Source organism: Lysinibacillus sp. OF-1, assembly GCF_028356935.1.
Taxonomy (GTDB): Bacteria; Bacillota; Bacilli; order Bacillales_A; family Planococcaceae; genus Lysinibacillus; species Lysinibacillus fusiformis_D.
Genome location: NZ_CP102798.1, coordinates 1777473 through 1792345 on the forward strand (window position 1 = coordinate 1777473; position 14873 = coordinate 1792345).

The 14873-nt window shown below is 38.9% G+C and carries 19 protein-coding genes; 12 read left to right on the forward strand and 7 right to left on the reverse strand.

The features are described 5' to 3' along the window. Window positions 1-33: 33 nt before the first annotated feature. Window positions 34-1284 carry a helix-turn-helix domain-containing protein gene (locus tag NV349_RS08415; protein WP_271912961.1) on the reverse strand — a complete coding sequence of 417 codons (1251 nt, stop codon included), beginning with the start codon at window positions 1282-1284 and terminating at the stop codon, window positions 34-36. A 123-nt stretch (window positions 1285-1407) separates the two neighbouring features. Here NV349_RS08415 and NV349_RS08420 point away from each other — a divergent pair, with 123 nt between their 5' ends. Next, entirely contained in the window at window positions 1408-2703 is a 1296-nt protein-coding gene (locus tag NV349_RS08420; protein WP_036129204.1) for an MFS transporter, read from the forward strand. A 78-nt stretch (window positions 2704-2781) separates the two neighbouring features. Here NV349_RS08420 and NV349_RS08425 read toward each other — a convergent pair whose 3' ends face one another. From NV349_RS08425 to NV349_RS08440, 4 genes are all read right to left on the reverse strand, one after another. Then, entirely contained in the window at window positions 2782-3498 is a 717-nt protein-coding gene (locus NV349_RS08425) for a LutC/YkgG family protein (protein ID WP_271912963.1), read from the reverse strand. Continuing rightward, window positions 3495-4925, reverse strand: a complete 1431-nt coding sequence (locus NV349_RS08430; protein WP_036129209.1) for a LutB/LldF family L-lactate oxidation iron-sulfur protein — start codon at window positions 4923-4925, stop codon at window positions 3495-3497. Before NV349_RS08430 ends, NV349_RS08425 begins: the two co-directional genes overlap by 4 nt. 15 nt (window positions 4926-4940) lie before the next feature. Next, complete coding sequence (locus tag NV349_RS08435; protein ID WP_058844720.1) at window positions 4941-5657, reverse strand: (Fe-S)-binding protein; 717 nt, start codon at window positions 5655-5657, stop codon at window positions 4941-4943. A gap of 146 nt (window positions 5658-5803) precedes the next feature. Then, window positions 5804-6532 carry a FadR/GntR family transcriptional regulator gene (locus NV349_RS08440; RefSeq protein ID WP_036129236.1) on the reverse strand — a complete coding sequence of 243 codons (729 nt, stop codon included), beginning with the start codon at window positions 6530-6532 and terminating at the stop codon, window positions 5804-5806. 499 nt (window positions 6533-7031) lie between these two features. Here NV349_RS08440 and NV349_RS08445 point away from each other — a divergent pair, with 499 nt between their 5' ends. From NV349_RS08445 to NV349_RS08455, 3 genes are read left to right on the forward strand one after another with little or no spacing between them, the layout of a single operon-like run. Then, window positions 7032-7742 (forward strand): cytochrome c biogenesis CcdA family protein, encoded by a 711-nt coding sequence (locus NV349_RS08445; RefSeq protein ID WP_058844721.1) that lies wholly within the window; start codon window positions 7032-7034, stop codon window positions 7740-7742. Between the two features lie 51 nt (window positions 7743-7793). Continuing rightward, window positions 7794-8162 (forward strand): response regulator, encoded by a 369-nt coding sequence (locus tag NV349_RS08450; protein ID WP_036129242.1) that lies wholly within the window; start codon window positions 7794-7796, stop codon window positions 8160-8162. Between the two features lie 23 nt (window positions 8163-8185). Beyond that, window positions 8186-8680 carry a CcdC family protein gene (locus NV349_RS08455; RefSeq protein WP_036129247.1) on the forward strand — a complete coding sequence of 165 codons (495 nt, stop codon included), beginning with the start codon at window positions 8186-8188 and terminating at the stop codon, window positions 8678-8680. A gap of 501 nt (window positions 8681-9181) precedes the next feature. On the opposite strand, the gene NV349_RS08460 is transcribed toward NV349_RS08455, so the two are convergent. Then, on the reverse strand, window positions 9182-9610 hold the full coding sequence (locus NV349_RS08460; RefSeq protein WP_141903346.1) for a DUF2621 domain-containing protein: 429 nt from the start codon (window positions 9608-9610) through the stop codon (window positions 9182-9184). A 122-nt stretch (window positions 9611-9732) separates the two neighbouring features. On the opposite strand from NV349_RS08460, the gene NV349_RS08465 reads away from it, so the two are divergent. The 7 genes from NV349_RS08465 (at window position 9733) to NV349_RS08495 (ending at window position 13203) form a co-directional block, all read left to right on the forward strand. Further along, a complete protein-coding gene (locus NV349_RS08465) occupies window positions 9733-9948 on the forward strand; it encodes a DUF1659 domain-containing protein (protein WP_058844042.1) in 216 nt (71 codons plus the stop codon). Window positions 9949-9961: 13 nt separating this feature from the next. Continuing rightward, window positions 9962-10186, forward strand: coding sequence for a DUF2922 domain-containing protein (locus tag NV349_RS08470; RefSeq protein ID WP_141903056.1), 225 nt, complete (start codon window positions 9962-9964; stop codon window positions 10184-10186). A 66-nt stretch (window positions 10187-10252) separates the two neighbouring features. Next, window positions 10253-10375, forward strand: a complete 123-nt coding sequence (locus NV349_RS08475) for a YvrJ family protein (RefSeq protein ID WP_080717186.1) — start codon at window positions 10253-10255, stop codon at window positions 10373-10375. A 104-nt stretch (window positions 10376-10479) separates the two neighbouring features. Then, entirely contained in the window at window positions 10480-11088 is a 609-nt protein-coding gene (locus tag NV349_RS08480; RefSeq protein WP_036129262.1) for an SCO family protein, read from the forward strand. A 114-nt stretch (window positions 11089-11202) separates the two neighbouring features. Next, window positions 11203-11718: an RNA polymerase sigma factor gene (locus NV349_RS08485; RefSeq protein ID WP_101966819.1), complete on the forward strand. Its 516-nt coding sequence runs from the start codon at window positions 11203-11205 to the stop codon at window positions 11716-11718. After that, window positions 11711-12598: a hypothetical protein gene (locus tag NV349_RS08490; RefSeq protein ID WP_271912971.1), complete on the forward strand. Its 888-nt coding sequence runs from the start codon at window positions 11711-11713 to the stop codon at window positions 12596-12598. The genes NV349_RS08485 and NV349_RS08490 overlap by 8 nt, the downstream gene beginning before the upstream one ends. A gap of 68 nt (window positions 12599-12666) precedes the next feature. Beyond that, window positions 12667-13203, forward strand: a complete 537-nt coding sequence (locus NV349_RS08495; RefSeq protein ID WP_036129271.1) for a DUF1572 family protein — start codon at window positions 12667-12669, stop codon at window positions 13201-13203. Between the two features lie 41 nt (window positions 13204-13244). Here NV349_RS08495 and NV349_RS08500 read toward each other — a convergent pair whose 3' ends face one another. Continuing rightward, window positions 13245-13799: a delta-aminolevulinic acid dehydratase gene (locus tag NV349_RS08500; RefSeq protein WP_271912973.1), complete on the reverse strand. Its 555-nt coding sequence runs from the start codon at window positions 13797-13799 to the stop codon at window positions 13245-13247. Window positions 13800-13902: 103 nt separating this feature from the next. Between NV349_RS08500 and NV349_RS08505 the strand changes: the two genes are divergently transcribed. After that, on the forward strand, window positions 13903-14736 hold the full coding sequence (locus NV349_RS08505) for a hypothetical protein (RefSeq protein ID WP_058844045.1): 834 nt from the start codon (window positions 13903-13905) through the stop codon (window positions 14734-14736). Window positions 14737-14873: the final 137 nt, after the last annotated feature.

A 14873-nucleotide genomic window follows, 5' to 3' on the forward strand; every position in this document is an offset into this window, starting at 1 on the left:
AGGGATTGCACGAGGCTGTGCAATCCCTTTATTTTAGGATATGGAATCAATTTGTGCCTTAATCGTCCGATAGACTTCCTCAATTTTGTGTTTATAGGGTAAATCAACTAATTCCAGTGAATCCGTGTAGGCCATTTTCGCAATGTCATAGGCTGTTGTCAGCTCCCCAAAATGGGCATAGCAAAGGGCTTTATAGGAAAAGCACTCATTTAAAGCTAGGATGTCATACGGATGGCTAATAAAGATCGGTTTTTTTGTAAAGTGTTCAAATGCGGCCTTCGCTTCCTCATAATGACCAAGTAAATAGCAGGACTTTCCTTTTTCAGCATAATAATAGTTTGCATCCAAAATTTCAAAATCTTCATGTATGAGCTCATTAAAACGCTCTATTTCTATCAGAGCCTGCTCATAATTAAGTTTGTAATTATTATAATAATGTGCTCGTAAAATAAAAATTAAAGCATCTACTTGAACACGTTCGGCAAATGCCCGATACTGTTCCAACTTCATAAACATATGCTCCGCTTGTTCAAAGTCATGGTCAATCATGGCACAATACGCACCAATACGATACATATCATCAATTTTATAGAACAGTTGGTTTTTATGTGCGTTGGCAATTGTCTCGTTTATTAACTTTTTCCCTTCCTCATGCTCCCCAATGGCAAGCTGTAAAACGCTTGAATAATAAGTCATTAACAGGGCATCCCGTGAATCAAGCTGATAGTCCTCTTGTTCAATGATTTCTTTTGCCTGTAAAATACAGCTATAAGCCAATTTATATTGCCGTTTTTCAGCGAAAATGGTCATTTGTAGAACGAAGGTTTTAAACCAATGGCTCAGTAAATTAATTTCTTTAAAGATGATACGTGCTTGTTGAAGTGGGGATTCCCATGTCGTTAATCCCGCTTCATACTGTGCATCAGTGTAAATATACAATAAACGGCCTGCTTCATAACTAAGCGGAAGCCCCTCTATAGACGGCCTAATCAAATCTACAATTTTTTGATGATGGTCTGCATCACCACGTTTTACTTCTGTAAATAAAATTTCAACCTGCTCTAAAAGCTGGCGAATGGAGGATGAGGTTACTTCTTCCAGTAACTCACTAGCCTTTACACCTAAACGCTCAGCAATATAGTCAAGGCTTTCCATTGAAGGCTTGGCCTTATCATTTTCTATTTGACTTAGCATTCCTTTTGTTAGACGATCACCAGCAAGTGCTTCTAATGTTAATTTTTGTTCTTTCCTTAATTTGCGAATGCGTGTGCCTAAAGAGTCCATTGCCTCGCCTCCTTTTGTTTAATTATATTAAACTTTTTATTGCGTGAAAAGGGGAAGCTGTGGTATATTTTGTTTAATATAATTAAACTTTTTAATTTAGTTAAAAAACGGAGGGATTTATGGATGAATGAAGCGGATAAATTAAAGAAGGCGACCTACCATTTATGGACATTCACGGCAAGCAAAATGATTGCCATGCTAGGAGCGAATGTCATGGCGTTTGGCTTCAGCTTGTATATTTTAGCGATGACAGGATCGGCGATGAGCTTTGCAACGAATATGATTTGTTCTGTATTACCACGTGCACTTGTAGCCCCTTTAGCAGGCTATGTTGCGGATAACTTTTCGAAAAAACGAACGATTTTAATCGCACAGGCAGGGACTATTTTGACCGTAGGGGGTTTGCTGCTCTATACAGAAACAGTAGGAATGTCTGTTTATGCCATTTACATAGCTACTGTTTTTAATACGATTTGCTCAGCATTTTCTGGTGTAACGTTCTCATCTGCCATTGCAACGCTAGTCAATCCAGAGCGTTTACAGCGTGCGATGTCCTTTAATCAATTGTCGATGTCTGTGGCTGCGATTGGGGGACCAGTCATCGGTGGTATGATGTATGGATTTTTTAACATGGATGTATTTTTAATGGTCAATATGGTGGCCTATACGATTGCCTTTTGTTTAGAGGCTACGATGGATTTTAATCTTTATAGTACAAGAGGGGCAGATGTGATAAAAGAAAAGATGTGGGATGGACTGAAAAATGGGTTTCATTACATCAAGCAACGTACAGTTATTAAAACCATTATGTGGGTGGCATTATGGATTAATTTGTTCTTTTCTGCTATCGCTGTAGGGGGAACATACATTATTATTGAATTGCTAAAAGTAAAATCCATGCATTTTGGTTTTATTGAGGCTTCAGGAGCAGCGGGTATGCTTGTGGCATCCCTTTATTTCGCAACAAGACCAGAAGTGAAGGTGCCGTTACGCTTTTCGAAAATGAGCTTATTGCTATTGGCTGGAAGTGTTGCCTTAGCAATTATCCCATTACTCACAAGCTTTTCCTATATAGCCATCATCATCTTTTATTTAATCATCTACTTTATTTTCGCAATTTTCGAAATGGGCATTAATATGCCGATTGGGGTGTATATGCAAAAAATTATTGCAGAGGAGTATCGTGGGCGTGTCTTTGGCTTAATGGAGACAATGGCGATGTCCATGATGCCAATTGGTATGGTGGTCTATGGAATGTTATATGATACATTACCAGCAACTATTATTTTACCAGTAACAAGCATCATTATTATTATCCTTTCGCTAGCACTGCTACGTCCATCTATCTTGAAGGAAGCACATCCAGAGTATTATGAAAAAGAAAACTCAAGTGAAAACGTTCCAAATACAACAACATAGCTCGAGGAATTGAAAACCCAAACGATCAAAAACACTTCAGCGTTTTGTAGATCGTTTGGGTTTTTTGATGAAGCCATTTCAACGATCCTCAATAACCAAATAAGTAGCTTGAATAGGGCCATGTACACCAACGATGAGAATCATTTCAATATCTGCTGAGTTGCTGGGACCTGTTATAAAGTTAATGCAGGAAGGAATGTTGTCACCACGACGGATTTTTTCGCTAATCCAACGTGCCGCTTGTGTCATACGAGGGACAATCGTACTTTTTGGGATTAAAATAATCGATTTTTCTGGTAAAAAGCTAACGCTTCTCCCTCGCTTCTTACTACTAAAAAGCACAGCAGTTCCTGATTCCGCCAAAGTCATTTCACTTATCGTAATGCCAATATTTGCTTTTTCTGCTTGCCTAATATTTTCCTCAGGTTGCTGTGCATTCCATTCATAGAGTTCGATATTGGCTTGTGGCCATTGTTCGGTCATTAGTGGAGATAGTCCATAATCTTTCAATCTTTCGTCCTTCCATGTAATGACGGACTGACCACCATAATGGTCAACAATAGCTTGTAAATCCTGGGGAAGTGTGGACGTACTAGATATTTTAATATCCGTATGAATGTTAGCACATTGCTTGATTAAAACCTCTACTAATTCATCCTGTGTCGCCTCCTTGAGCACACGATCTTGTGGCTGATACTGCCAAGTTGGGCGTGGAAGTTCTGTTTTAGGAGAACGTCCAAGCTGTTTAGCAATGTTAGCTAAAAAGCTCTCTCGGTGTTGAATCATACTTGTCATTCGTGCTTACCTCCTTTTGTACGCTGCTTCATCCAATCTCGGAAACTATCTTTATTTGGTGCTGGGAAATCCCTTGCTTCAGTCCAAGCCTTTAATGGGCCTGGCCCCTTTGAAATGGTATGGTCCTTCGTAAAAGGGGACATAGCTGGAGCAGCTATTTTTGTTGCCATTTTATAGAGAGTAGGGGAGGAAGCCCCTAAACCGAAAGCCTTCATTAAAAGCTTTTCAGACACGGGTGCTTTGCCTTCATTCTCTACAATAACTTGACGATGTCGATGAATGAGCTGATGTAAAGGAATTTTAACAGGGCATGCATCCGTGCAAGCACCACACAATGTAGAAGCGTATGGCAGTTCTTTAAAATCATCATAGCCTCCTAATAACGGAGACAGGACAACCCCAACAGGACCAGAATAGATAGAGCCATACGTATGCCCGCCAACATGTCGATAGACTGGACAAGCATTGACACAGGCAGCACAGCGAATGCATTGTAAAATAGGTTGAAATTCGCCACCTAAAATCGCAGAGCGCCCATTATCAACTATGACTAAATGGAATTCCTCAGGTCCATCCGTTTCGCCCTCGCCTTTAATCCCTGTTAGTGTGGTAATATAGCTTGTTAGCTTTTGACCAACCGCACTTCTAGTTAGTAAGCTAACAAGGACCTCCATATCTTCAAATGTAGGAACAATTCTTTCCATCCCCATGACTGTGATTTGCGTTTTCGGCAGCGCTGTTACTAAATCCGCGTTGCCCTCATTTGTGACGAGTGTAATCGAACCACTTTCTGCGATAGCAAAGTTGCAGCCTGTAATACCGATATCTGCGGTTAAATATTCCTGTCTTAATTTTTCCCGCACATAGAGAGCAAGCTCCTCAGGCTTCTCGGTTTGACGATAGCCTTGTTTTTCTTTAAAAACATCGCGAATTTGTTCCTTATTTTTATGCAAGGCTGGCGCCACAATATGGGATGGCGGCTCGTGATCTGCGACCTGCAAAATATATTCGCCTAAGTCTGTCTCAATCACTTCACAACCAAGCGCCTCTAAAGCCGTGTTTAAGTTAATTTCTTCTGTCACCATGGATTTTGACTTCACAATTTTTGTCGCATTCTTTTGTTTCGCAATACTTTGAATGTACGCTGTTGCTTCTTGTGCGGTTTGGGCAAAGAAAACATGTCCACCTCTTTTAGCAACATTTTCACTTAATTGATAGAGGTAATAATCTAAATTAGCTAAAACATGCTTGCGAATTTCCTCACCATGCGAGCGCCATTCTTCCCAATGTCCCAATTCTCTTGTTTGTTGAAGGCGGCGTGTTTGGAAACGTTCTTGGGCACTCGAAACAGCATGACGCATAAATTGATTTTCCAGCTCTTTCGTTACACGTTGATGAAAGCGATCATCACTTGTTTTCATAGCCATTCTAATTTCCCCCTCTTAACGGCAGTTTAAGACTTCTGCAATATGCATCACTTTAATCGGCTTGCCTTGACGGTGAATGCGGCCACCAATATTCATTAAACAGCCAGCATCTGCCCCAATTAAAATATTTGCCCCTGTTTCTTCCACATTGTGTACTTTTTCATTGACCATTTCTCCAGAAATATTGCCCATTTTGACTGAGAATGTACCACCAAACCCACAGCATCGATCTTTGCCAGGGAGGTCCACATAGTGTAAGCCCTTGACATTTTTTAATAATTGAAAAGGTGCATCTGTTACACCAAGCAATCGTGTCATATGACAGGATGTGTGATAAGTAGCTTTGCCTTCTAAATGAGCTCCTACATCGTTTATCTTTAAAACGTTGACAATAAACTCTGTAAATTCATAGGTTTTATCTGCTAATGCTTGTGCCTTTGTTGCCCAGATCGGGTCTTCTTTAAAAACCTCAGGATATTCTTTTAACATATAAGCACAAGAACCTGAGGGGGAGACGACGTATTCAGCATGCTCAAAGGCTGTAATCATTTTTTTCATCGCATTTTTCGATTCCTTCACATAGCCGCTATTGTAGGCAGGCTGACCACAGCAAATTTGATCCTCTGGAAAATCAATCTCACAGCCAAGTCTCTCTAACACCTCAACAACGGCTTTCCCTACATCCCCTTGAAACAAATCCACTAGGCAAGTGGCAAATAGTGTGACTTTCATCTTTATCGCTCCTTTTAAAAAAAACAACTGGTCATCTGATGACTTATCAATGATTTTATCATACAACAAATTTTACAGAGAATAAAACTATTTTTCATGAATTTTCGGAAAATAAAAAAACTACCTAGTGAGTGCTAGGCAGTTTACTATGATTGAGACTCAGTTGTTTCAAAATATTGTAAGAGCACTTTTTCAACATTGCTTAAATGAGACGCCATGGCATGTTTGGCTAGCTCCTCATTTTGTTGTTTAATTGCGAGGAAGATTTGCATATGTTCGTCATATAATTGTTCACTCGTTGTTTTCTGGGAGTACAACCATATTCGTCGCGTTTCTTTCATCGTGTCTATCATTAGGCCAGAAATTTGATCTAAGATTGTAGCGAGTAGAGGGTTTTGTGAGGCAGTGGAAATAGCTGCATGGAATTGATAATCTACTTTTTCACCGAGTTCACCATCCCCATGTGCTTGCTTCATGTTCTCTAAAATTTGTAACATCGCTTGTACATCCTGTTCTGAACGATGGATTGCTGCACTTGCTGCTGCTCCTACTTCAATTATTTTACGCACCTCTAATAAATGCGCAATATCCTGTTTATTTGTTAACATGGCAGTGGATAAAGGAAAATCAAGTTGCTTGGCTGGTACACTTTTGACAAAAGTTCCAGAGCCTTGCTTGATTTCAATTAACCCCATAGCTTTTAATGCAGAAAGCGCTTCTCGAACGGCGGATCGACTCACTTGTAATTGTTCGGCAAGCTGTTCTACAGAGTCCAGTCGATCGCCTGGTTTTAGGACACCAGCCCTGATTTTTTCATGCAGGATTTCGGATACTTCTTCATAAATCTTTTTTGGTTTAATTTTTCTTAATTTCAAGGGCTACACCTCTTTTTTTCGATCCATTGCACATCGGTTATCAATATTATACATGAAAAGTAGTCATATACTCATGGTTAACATGAACACTTTGTGGAGTAGGGGATACTTGTCGAAATGTAAGATAATAATATTGTTAATGTTACCTTATAATATGGTCATCTGATGACTTGGTGTTATGATGAATCTGTTCGTCTGAATAGTTTCTTACAATAATTATGAGGGTTTCACTACTAAAGCCTCTTTCAACAATAACGGCAAGCAATCGACAATGTCAAGGCTAGAGGAAAGGAGTGAGCGATAACCTCTATAATAGGGTAGAAGAATGGCGGATTATGTTGACAGAAAATCAAGAGGAGGGCATAATGCAGAAGGAGCTTGATGGAACTTCTTAAAAACCTCATTATTTTGCCATGAAACGTTCACAAACAGAAAGGACGCTTTTTAGCCTTTTTTTTGGTACGATGAATGCAGTAACTGTAAGGAGCGATTAAAAAATATGGGATCTGATATTAACGTATTTTTAGCTTTTGGTGCAGGGTTTTTAAGTTTTATTTCACCATGTACTCTTCCACTATATCCAGCATTTTTATCGTACATAACGGGTATGACACTAGATGAGCTAAAATCAGAAAAAGGCATGCTTCAAAAACGTGCCATTTTCCACACATTATTCTTTTTACTAGGATTTTCAATTATCTTTATCATTATTGGACTAAGCGCTTCATTTGCGGCAGAGTTTTTCCTAAATTATCAAACTTTATTACGACAGGTTGGCGCTATTTTAATTGTAGTATTCGGTTTAATGATTGTCGGATTATTGCAAGTAGACTTCTTAATGAAGGATCGAAAGTTCCAATTTAAAAATAGACCGTCTGGCTATTTTGGATCTGTCTTAATTGGTATTGCCTTTGCGGCAGGTTGGACACCATGTACGGGACCAATCCTTGCGTCTATTATTATGTTAGCTAGTACAAATCCTGGTGCGGGCTTTAGCTATATGCTTGCGTATTATTTAGGATTTGCGATTCCATTCTTCGTGCTATCTTTCTTTATTTCACGTATGACATGGATTCGTACACACAGCCAAAAAATTGTGAAAATCGGTGGTTATGTCATGATTGCCGTGGGGATTTTATTATTCTTTGACGGCTTAACGTATATTACCCGCGTTTTACAGCCTATTTTCGGTGGATTTACAGGCTTTTAATTTGTTAAACTAAAAGGCATACCGAACTTTAACGCGGAGGGAGATGAACATGTGCCTACAGTTTTAGTAGTGGATGATACGCTATTCATGCGTGTTGCAATCAGTAATATGTTTTCAGAATGGGGTTATGAGGTAGTCGGTAAAGCAGCAAATGGCAAAGAAGCTGTGGCGATGTATCGTGATTTACAACCAGATTTAGTCACAATGGATGTAACGATGCCCGTTATGACCGGTATTGCGGCAGTAAAAAAAATCGTCCCAGAATTTCCAAATGCAAAAATTATTATGGTGACAGCATTAGGTCAGCAAAAATTAATCGTAGAAGCGATTGAAAGCGGCGCCAAGGATTTTATCACAAAACCTTTCGAGCCAGAAAGATTAAAGGCTGTCGCCGATCAATTACTTGGACAAAATTGCTAATTAGACATTAGAGGAGGATTTTTATGTTGAGCAGTATCCCTTCTCACTATTATGTTATAGGGTCAACTATCATGGCCATTCTTATGGGCGGCTTTGTGATGATCATACGAATGAGAGCTTCCAAAAAGCCGACAAATGAGAAGAAAATTATTATCCCACCAATTGCCATGTCTTCTGGTGCACTCATGTTTTTATTTGAGCAATTCCGCGTGCCAGCCATGCAAATTTTAGAAGCAGCCGCGGTGGGCATGTTGTTCTCGACAATCTTAATTGCTACTTCGAAATTTGAAGTAAAGGGACGAGACATCTATTTAAAACGTTCCAAAGCCTTCGTTTTTATTTTATTCGGTCTGTTAATATTCCGAGTCGTAGCGAAAATGATTTTAAGTAGTTCCATCGATGTCGGTGAATTAGCAGGTATGTTCTGGATACTAGCCTTCGCCATGCTATTACCTTGGCGAATCGCTATGCTGATCCAGTTTAAAAGAGTCAAAAAAACAATCCCAAAACTACACTAGTGCAGAAGCTAGTGTAGTTTTTTTGTGCTTGAACAGCAAAAGTGTGGATAGAAGCTTAAAAGTAGAGGATAGAATTTTGAAGCGTGGATAGAAGCTCAGAAGTGGTGGATAAAACAGCAAAAGTAGCGGATAGAATGAGGAAAGTGAAGGATAGCTTTGCGAAAGAAGAGGATAGAACCTAGAGCGTGGATAGAAGCTCAGAAGTGGTGGATAAAATAGCAAAAGTAGCGGATAGAATGAGGAAAGCGAAGGATAGCTTTGCGAAAGAAGAGGATAGAACCTAGAGCGTGGATAGAAGCTCAGAAGTGGTGGATAAAATAGCAAAAGTAGCGGATAGGATGAGGAAAACGAAGGATAGCTTTGCGAAAGAAGAGGATAGAGTTTTGAAGCGTGGATAGAAGCTCAAAAGCGAAGGATAGCCTTTCAAAAGCAGCGGATAGCCACGAACACCCACATTATAAATAAGAAAAAACGCTGCACATAGCTTCGTGCAGCGTTTTTTTAATCAAATAAATGTTCGTAGGGGGCGATGTCAATGTGCATTTGTTCTAATTTTTTGCGTAAAAATTTGTGATCGCGTTTTGGTGTGGCCTGGATATATCCACGAATAATAAGGTCATTATTGATGGCAGCAGCCTTCTCTTCTAATGCGAGCTCGCCAATTTTTCCTGCAATTTTTTCCTTTGCTACTTGTCTAAAGAGCTCAGGTACAGGGCTTACTAGCTCATAGAGTAAGTCTTTTTCAGCTTGTCCCCATAAGTGAATCGTTCTATCTAAATAATATTCTTGCCAATCTAAATCTGATTTTCCATCTTGTTTAGGGAGTGCCTTTAAAAATTTTCGGAACATGAAGAATCCGCCAATAGCCATCAATGAAATGAGGACGACAACCCAAAATAAAATAAACCATAAAAACCAACCTTGTAACAAATCGTTCACCTCTTTGCCTTCTCTCATTCTATTATAAGAGCTTCCGAAAAAAAATTCATCCTATAATGTCCCTTTTTTAGCAATTCGCCATTATATAGTGTGCAGAAGGGAGGTGAGACTCGATGGTAGACGTTCACTTTTTAAATGCAACACTGCGTCTTAAGTATGTGACGGGCTATGATGAACAAAATGAACCAATATTCATCACAAAATCATATCGAAATATTAGCCCCTCGCATAATGAGGGCGACTTAGTAGCGGTTGCACATGTCATTGCTAGTCTTTCATCACAGACATTGGCTAGTATTGTCAAGCAAGAAACAAACGAGTTATCTTAAGGAGGAATCAAACATGACACAAGTTTTAGAGTTACTCTTTGCAACGACTGATGGGAAAACGACAACACTTACAATTGATGCACCAAAGCCGCATATCACAGCGGCTGAAATACAGCAGGCTATGACATCGATCATAGGTAAAAATGTCTTTGCTGGACAGACTGGTGCTTTATCTTCCATCAAGGGTGCACGCATGGTAGATCGTCAAGTAACAGAATTTGATGTAGCAACAGAATAATTCAAAACAGGTCTTTGCAATGAAACCGCAAAGACCTGTTTTACTGTAGGAGAGAGGGGGAGACAAATGGAACCGTGGCTGAACATGATATCCGATATCGGTTTTCCGATTTTAGTGTCATTTTATTTATTGCACCGTGTCGAAGTAAAGCTTGATGCGATTCATGCGGCGCTCGTTTCGTTAAAATGAAATTTATTTCACAAAGATGTACGAAAGCTGTCACGTAGAAGTTCTTGTCAACGTTTACAACCTACGGTAGGATGAGGGTAGTGTAGGTTAGGGAGAGTGTTGACATGAAACGTAAGTTAATAGGGCTAGTTCTACTTTTAGCCTGTGCATCTGTGCTTGGCGCATGTGGAAATTCAAAATTTAAAGCAGACTACAGCCTCGAAATACCCGATTTTGAACATATTAATCAACGTGGTGAAACCGTTTCGCTCGAAAGTTTAAAAGGTAAGCCTTGGATCGGCATGTATATTTTCACGAACTGTATATCGATTTGCCCGCCGATGTCATTGAACATGGCACAAGTGCAGGAAAAGCTCCAGAAAAAAGGAGTAGAGGATTATCACATCGTTGCCTTTTCAGTAGATCCAGACGTTGATAAACCAGAAGTGTTAGCTAATTATATCAGTAAATACAATGTGCCAGATGAATCTAAGTGGAATCTTCTGACAGGCTATTCACAAAAATATATTGAACAGTTTGCAGTGAAAAATACAAAGATATTAGTGAAAAACGACCCTAACAGTGACCAAGTCATTCATGGCAATCAATTTTTCTTAGTGGACAAAGATGGTGTAATGGTCAAAATGTATAATGGCTTTGCTGAAAATATTGAAGATGTACCAATTGATACGATAGCTTCTGATATCGAAACATATATTGATGAAAATTTATAAAGAAGCAATAAACCGTCTCGAATTTTAGAGGCGGTTTTTTTATGTCATTATCAGCTGGAAAAATAATCTTTTTCTGGTTGGGAATCGTTTATAGTGTGGAAGGAGGGAAATCACATGTCAGATAACGAAAAATTAGAGCAGCTAATGGCTATACATACGGAGCAAATGTTTCGAATTGCTTATTACTATACGAAGGATTTACAAATAGCCGAAGATATTGTGCAGGACGTATTTATTAAATTTTATCATCAAAAGGATTATGAAGAGAGAGGGGAGATGAAAGCATATCTTGCCCGCATGACAATCAATAAATGTAAGGATTACTTAAAAAGCTGGGCATACAGAAAAATTACATTGCAGCATAGATTTTTTACAAAGCAAAAAATGGTCTTACAGGACACACTGATTCGTCAAGATGAGCAAGCCTTACTAGATGAAGCGATTTTACGCTTACCAATCAAGCAACGCGAAGCAATCGTTTATTTTTATTTAGAGGAGATGACGATTAAAGAGATTGCGGAATTACTTACAATTCCTGAAGGTACTGTGAAATCTCGTTTAAAGAAGGGGAAGGAGCTATTAAAAATAGATTTGCAACATATTGAATGGGAGGTACTTTTCCATGGATAAGCATACAATGCAGGCGTTACAAGATGTTTCAGCACATAAAGAAGCAATCATACATAAGGTTCGCCAACAAATTCAGCAAGAGCCTTATCCGTCCAAACCAAAGTGGACGTATCGTGCAGTTACCATCATGATGACATGCTCTATTTTATTTTTCATTGCCTGGCAAGCAGCCAAACCGTCTAATCAACTGACGACACAGGTAATGAATGAAGAAGAAAAACCTCCTTTTACGGATTTGTTTCAAACAGAAGTGGAAGGAACAGATACAACATACAGTCAGTTTTTCCCGCTAGCCAATTTTTTAAGTCAGGCAAAAAATATCAAATATTATGCACCACTTCAGGGTTTCGTGGCTATGCAATCAGTAGCAACCTCACTGGGCAATGTCGTTCATCTTACTACACCGGAAGAGTTGCCATTTCAACCAAATATTCAGGAGGTCTATGCGGTATCATCCAAAATGGATGATGGCAGTCAACAAACGCAATTTCAATTTAGCTATAAAGAAAAATCCTCCACTGGCAGGGATCTACAATACATTAATTTCTCAGTGACAAATGTAAATCGTAATCCCTTATCAACATATATTAAATCGAAAGATATTGAGGAAACTTTAGGGATTAAAGTTTCAAATGTAGGTTTAAATTTTATGAATCCTTTATATTATCGGGAGATGACACCAGATCGAGGTTTTGTTTACATTTACTATAATTACGATGAAACAGATAAGCGCATCTTTCAAATGACTACAAATGCCAATGAATTTTATACGTACTATAACGGCTATGTCTATCATATTGGTTATCAATTAGATGGCGACCCACAAGAAGTCCAAGAAAAAATGGCGACCATCGTAAGGACGTTTATTCTTGGCGATTAGTAAAGCGCAGATGAGACAATCCCTTTGAACTATTATAGAATGATAGAAAAGAGGGGATGGGTACAATCATGACAATCGCACACACTTATTTACAAGTTGTTCAAAAAAGATTTAACAATGTGAAAGAGCAGGGGGATAAGGCGCTTGCCCAATTAGAAGAGGCACAGTTACATTGGGCGTATAATGAGGAATCCAATAGTATCGCAGTTATTGTGAAGCATGTTAGTGGCAATATGATTTCACGCTGGACAGATTTTTTAACGACGGATGGTGAGAAGTCTACACGTAATCGAGATGATGAGTTTATGGATAGTCTTCACACGAAAGAGGCCATGCTCGTAGCTTGGGAAAAGGGTTGGCAAGTGTTTTTAGACGCCTTAGCGAGTTTAACAGAATCTGATTTGCAGCGATATGTCACAATTAGAGGAGAGCAGCTAGCAGTCATTGATGCCATTGAAAGACAGATGGCGCATTATGCACAGCATGTCGGTCAAATTATTTATATTGCGAAACAAGTTAAGGGCTCTGCTTGGCAAACGCTTAGTATTCCAAAAGGACAGTCACAGGCTTTTACAGAATCCATGCTAGATAAACAGCAACGTTAACTAAAGAAAGATCGTAGCCAATAACATGTGCTACGATCTTTTTATGTTAAATATAGCTTGTACATGGTCGTTTCTGCATCAATAGCTTGGGCGAGTTCGAATGCTTCCTGCTGATTTCTTTGATTCGTGATGATCTCATAGAAAAAGCGAATAAGAAACATGAGATTTGCGTTACCTTCTATATAATCATCGGGTGCTAAATAGGAGTGACAGCCACTTTCTAAAAAGGCTGTCGCTAGCTGTTGCCAGCCTAATGTACAGCCAGCTGCTATCACCTTGACATCCTGTAGCTGACAATAGGATAGGACATCCTGTCGTTCAAAGTAGATACTTTTAGGTTCATTGTCTTCATATACATCTTCGCCTAACTCGGGTAAACAAAAGCGTCCCTCATTACCGTGGAAGTTTAAAATAAGATAGTCCATTTTGCTTGGCAGATCCTCTCCAGACAAGACATCAATCAAATCATTTGGTCTTCCGATTAAATGAATTGTCACCCATGCATCAAAGGATTCTAGTGCCGCTCTGATGGCCATGGATTCGAAATCACAATCAGGTCCAATGACTAAATGTACGTATAATGCTGGTTTACTCATATTTGCTTCACCTCTATTATTAGTATAGATGAAACTTATTGGGAGTGTAAACCGTATATTACAATAATTACTATATATAAAAGTCTGTAAAGGAGGCGTAGGGATGCACAAGGGAGGCCATATTTATACACTGTTACTAGGCATTATTCTTAGTATAAGTACACTTCTACTTTTCAGTTACAATGAAAGGCAGCGAGAGGAGCTAGTATCCCTGCATCATAGTGAATTTCAAACAATTCAAGAGGCTTGGTATTTGTCTGGAAGTGATAGCAAGGAGCAATATTTGTATCCATTAAAGCAAGTGTTCTACATCAACCGTTATGAGGTGAAAGACAAGGAACATCTCCAACAAGCATTACAGTCCCCAAAAAATCCGGTTAGTCGACCAGCTAATGCTACTACGGTAAGCGACTTATATATACGTCTTTATAATGGCAAGGAAATGGCCGTGAAGGTGATTAGCAAGGATGAACGATTATTCCTAATGGATCAGAAAACGATGCAGTATTATGAACTAAAGGCACAAGATATGGTGGATTATTTTCATTTGTTGAATGAAGAAAGTAGAATGCCGTTTCTATTATTTATTGTGTATACAATTATATTTTTCAGTCTAGCCTTTATGCTAGCAAAGAAACTTACAGGGGCTAAATCGATAGAAAAAGAAACGGCTCCTCCCATATATTTAAACAAAGCGAAGAGCAAGAGACCGTTAGCAGATTTTATTTTTCCAGCCGCCTTGCCATTCGTTATTACATTTTCTTTGCAGATCTATGGGGCTCAGCATAGCTTATTGTTACTAAGTGCTATTATGCTTACTTCAGGCATTCGAGAATATGTTGAAAAAAGAGGGCTTTTTCTTAAAATGGTTCTGTTGCTCCCTCTCTTTTGGGTTTACCTCTACGGTTTCCAAATGCTTTCTACCTATTTAAACTAGCGATATAGTGGATATTATTGTCAATAGATTGAGCGTGGAGTTCTTATTTTTGTTAAATTTTAGCGATAATTTATGAGGATAGATACATATTATATAGGTTAATAGGTTTAGGTAGGCTATACTCAATATGATTATAG

Coding starts and splice junctions, on each gene's coding strand:
- NV349_RS08415 (WP_271912961.1), bottom strand. CDS start 1,284: ATGGACTCTTTAGGCACACGCATTCGCAAATTAAGGAAAGAACAAAAA.
- NV349_RS08420 (WP_036129204.1), top strand. CDS start 1,408: ATGAATGAAGCGGATAAATTAAAGAAGGCGACCTACCATTTATGGACA.
- NV349_RS08425 (WP_271912963.1), bottom strand. CDS start 3,498: ATGACAAGTATGATTCAACACCGAGAGAGCTTTTTAGCTAACATTGCT.
- NV349_RS08430 (WP_036129209.1), bottom strand. CDS start 4,925: ATGGCTATGAAAACAAGTGATGATCGCTTTCATCAACGTGTAACGAAA.
- NV349_RS08435 (WP_058844720.1), bottom strand. CDS start 5,657: ATGAAAGTCACACTATTTGCCACTTGCCTAGTGGATTTGTTTCAAGGG.
- NV349_RS08445 (WP_058844721.1), top strand. CDS start 7,032: ATGGGATCTGATATTAACGTATTTTTAGCTTTTGGTGCAGGGTTTTTA.
- NV349_RS08455 (WP_036129247.1), top strand. CDS start 8,186: ATGTTGAGCAGTATCCCTTCTCACTATTATGTTATAGGGTCAACTATC.
- NV349_RS08465 (WP_058844042.1), top strand. CDS start 9,733: ATGGTAGACGTTCACTTTTTAAATGCAACACTGCGTCTTAAGTATGTG.
- NV349_RS08470 (WP_141903056.1), top strand. CDS start 9,962: ATGACACAAGTTTTAGAGTTACTCTTTGCAACGACTGATGGGAAAACG.
- NV349_RS08475 (WP_080717186.1), top strand. CDS start 10,253: ATGGAACCGTGGCTGAACATGATATCCGATATCGGTTTTCCGATTTTA.
- NV349_RS08480 (WP_036129262.1), top strand. CDS start 10,480: ATGAAACGTAAGTTAATAGGGCTAGTTCTACTTTTAGCCTGTGCATCT.
- NV349_RS08485 (WP_101966819.1), top strand. CDS start 11,203: ATGTCAGATAACGAAAAATTAGAGCAGCTAATGGCTATACATACGGAG.
- NV349_RS08490 (WP_271912971.1), top strand. CDS start 11,711: ATGGATAAGCATACAATGCAGGCGTTACAAGATGTTTCAGCACATAAA.
- NV349_RS08495 (WP_036129271.1), top strand. CDS start 12,667: ATGACAATCGCACACACTTATTTACAAGTTGTTCAAAAAAGATTTAAC.
- NV349_RS08500 (WP_271912973.1), bottom strand. CDS start 13,799: ATGAGTAAACCAGCATTATACGTACATTTAGTCATTGGACCTGATTGT.
- NV349_RS08505 (WP_058844045.1), top strand. CDS start 13,903: ATGCACAAGGGAGGCCATATTTATACACTGTTACTAGGCATTATTCTT.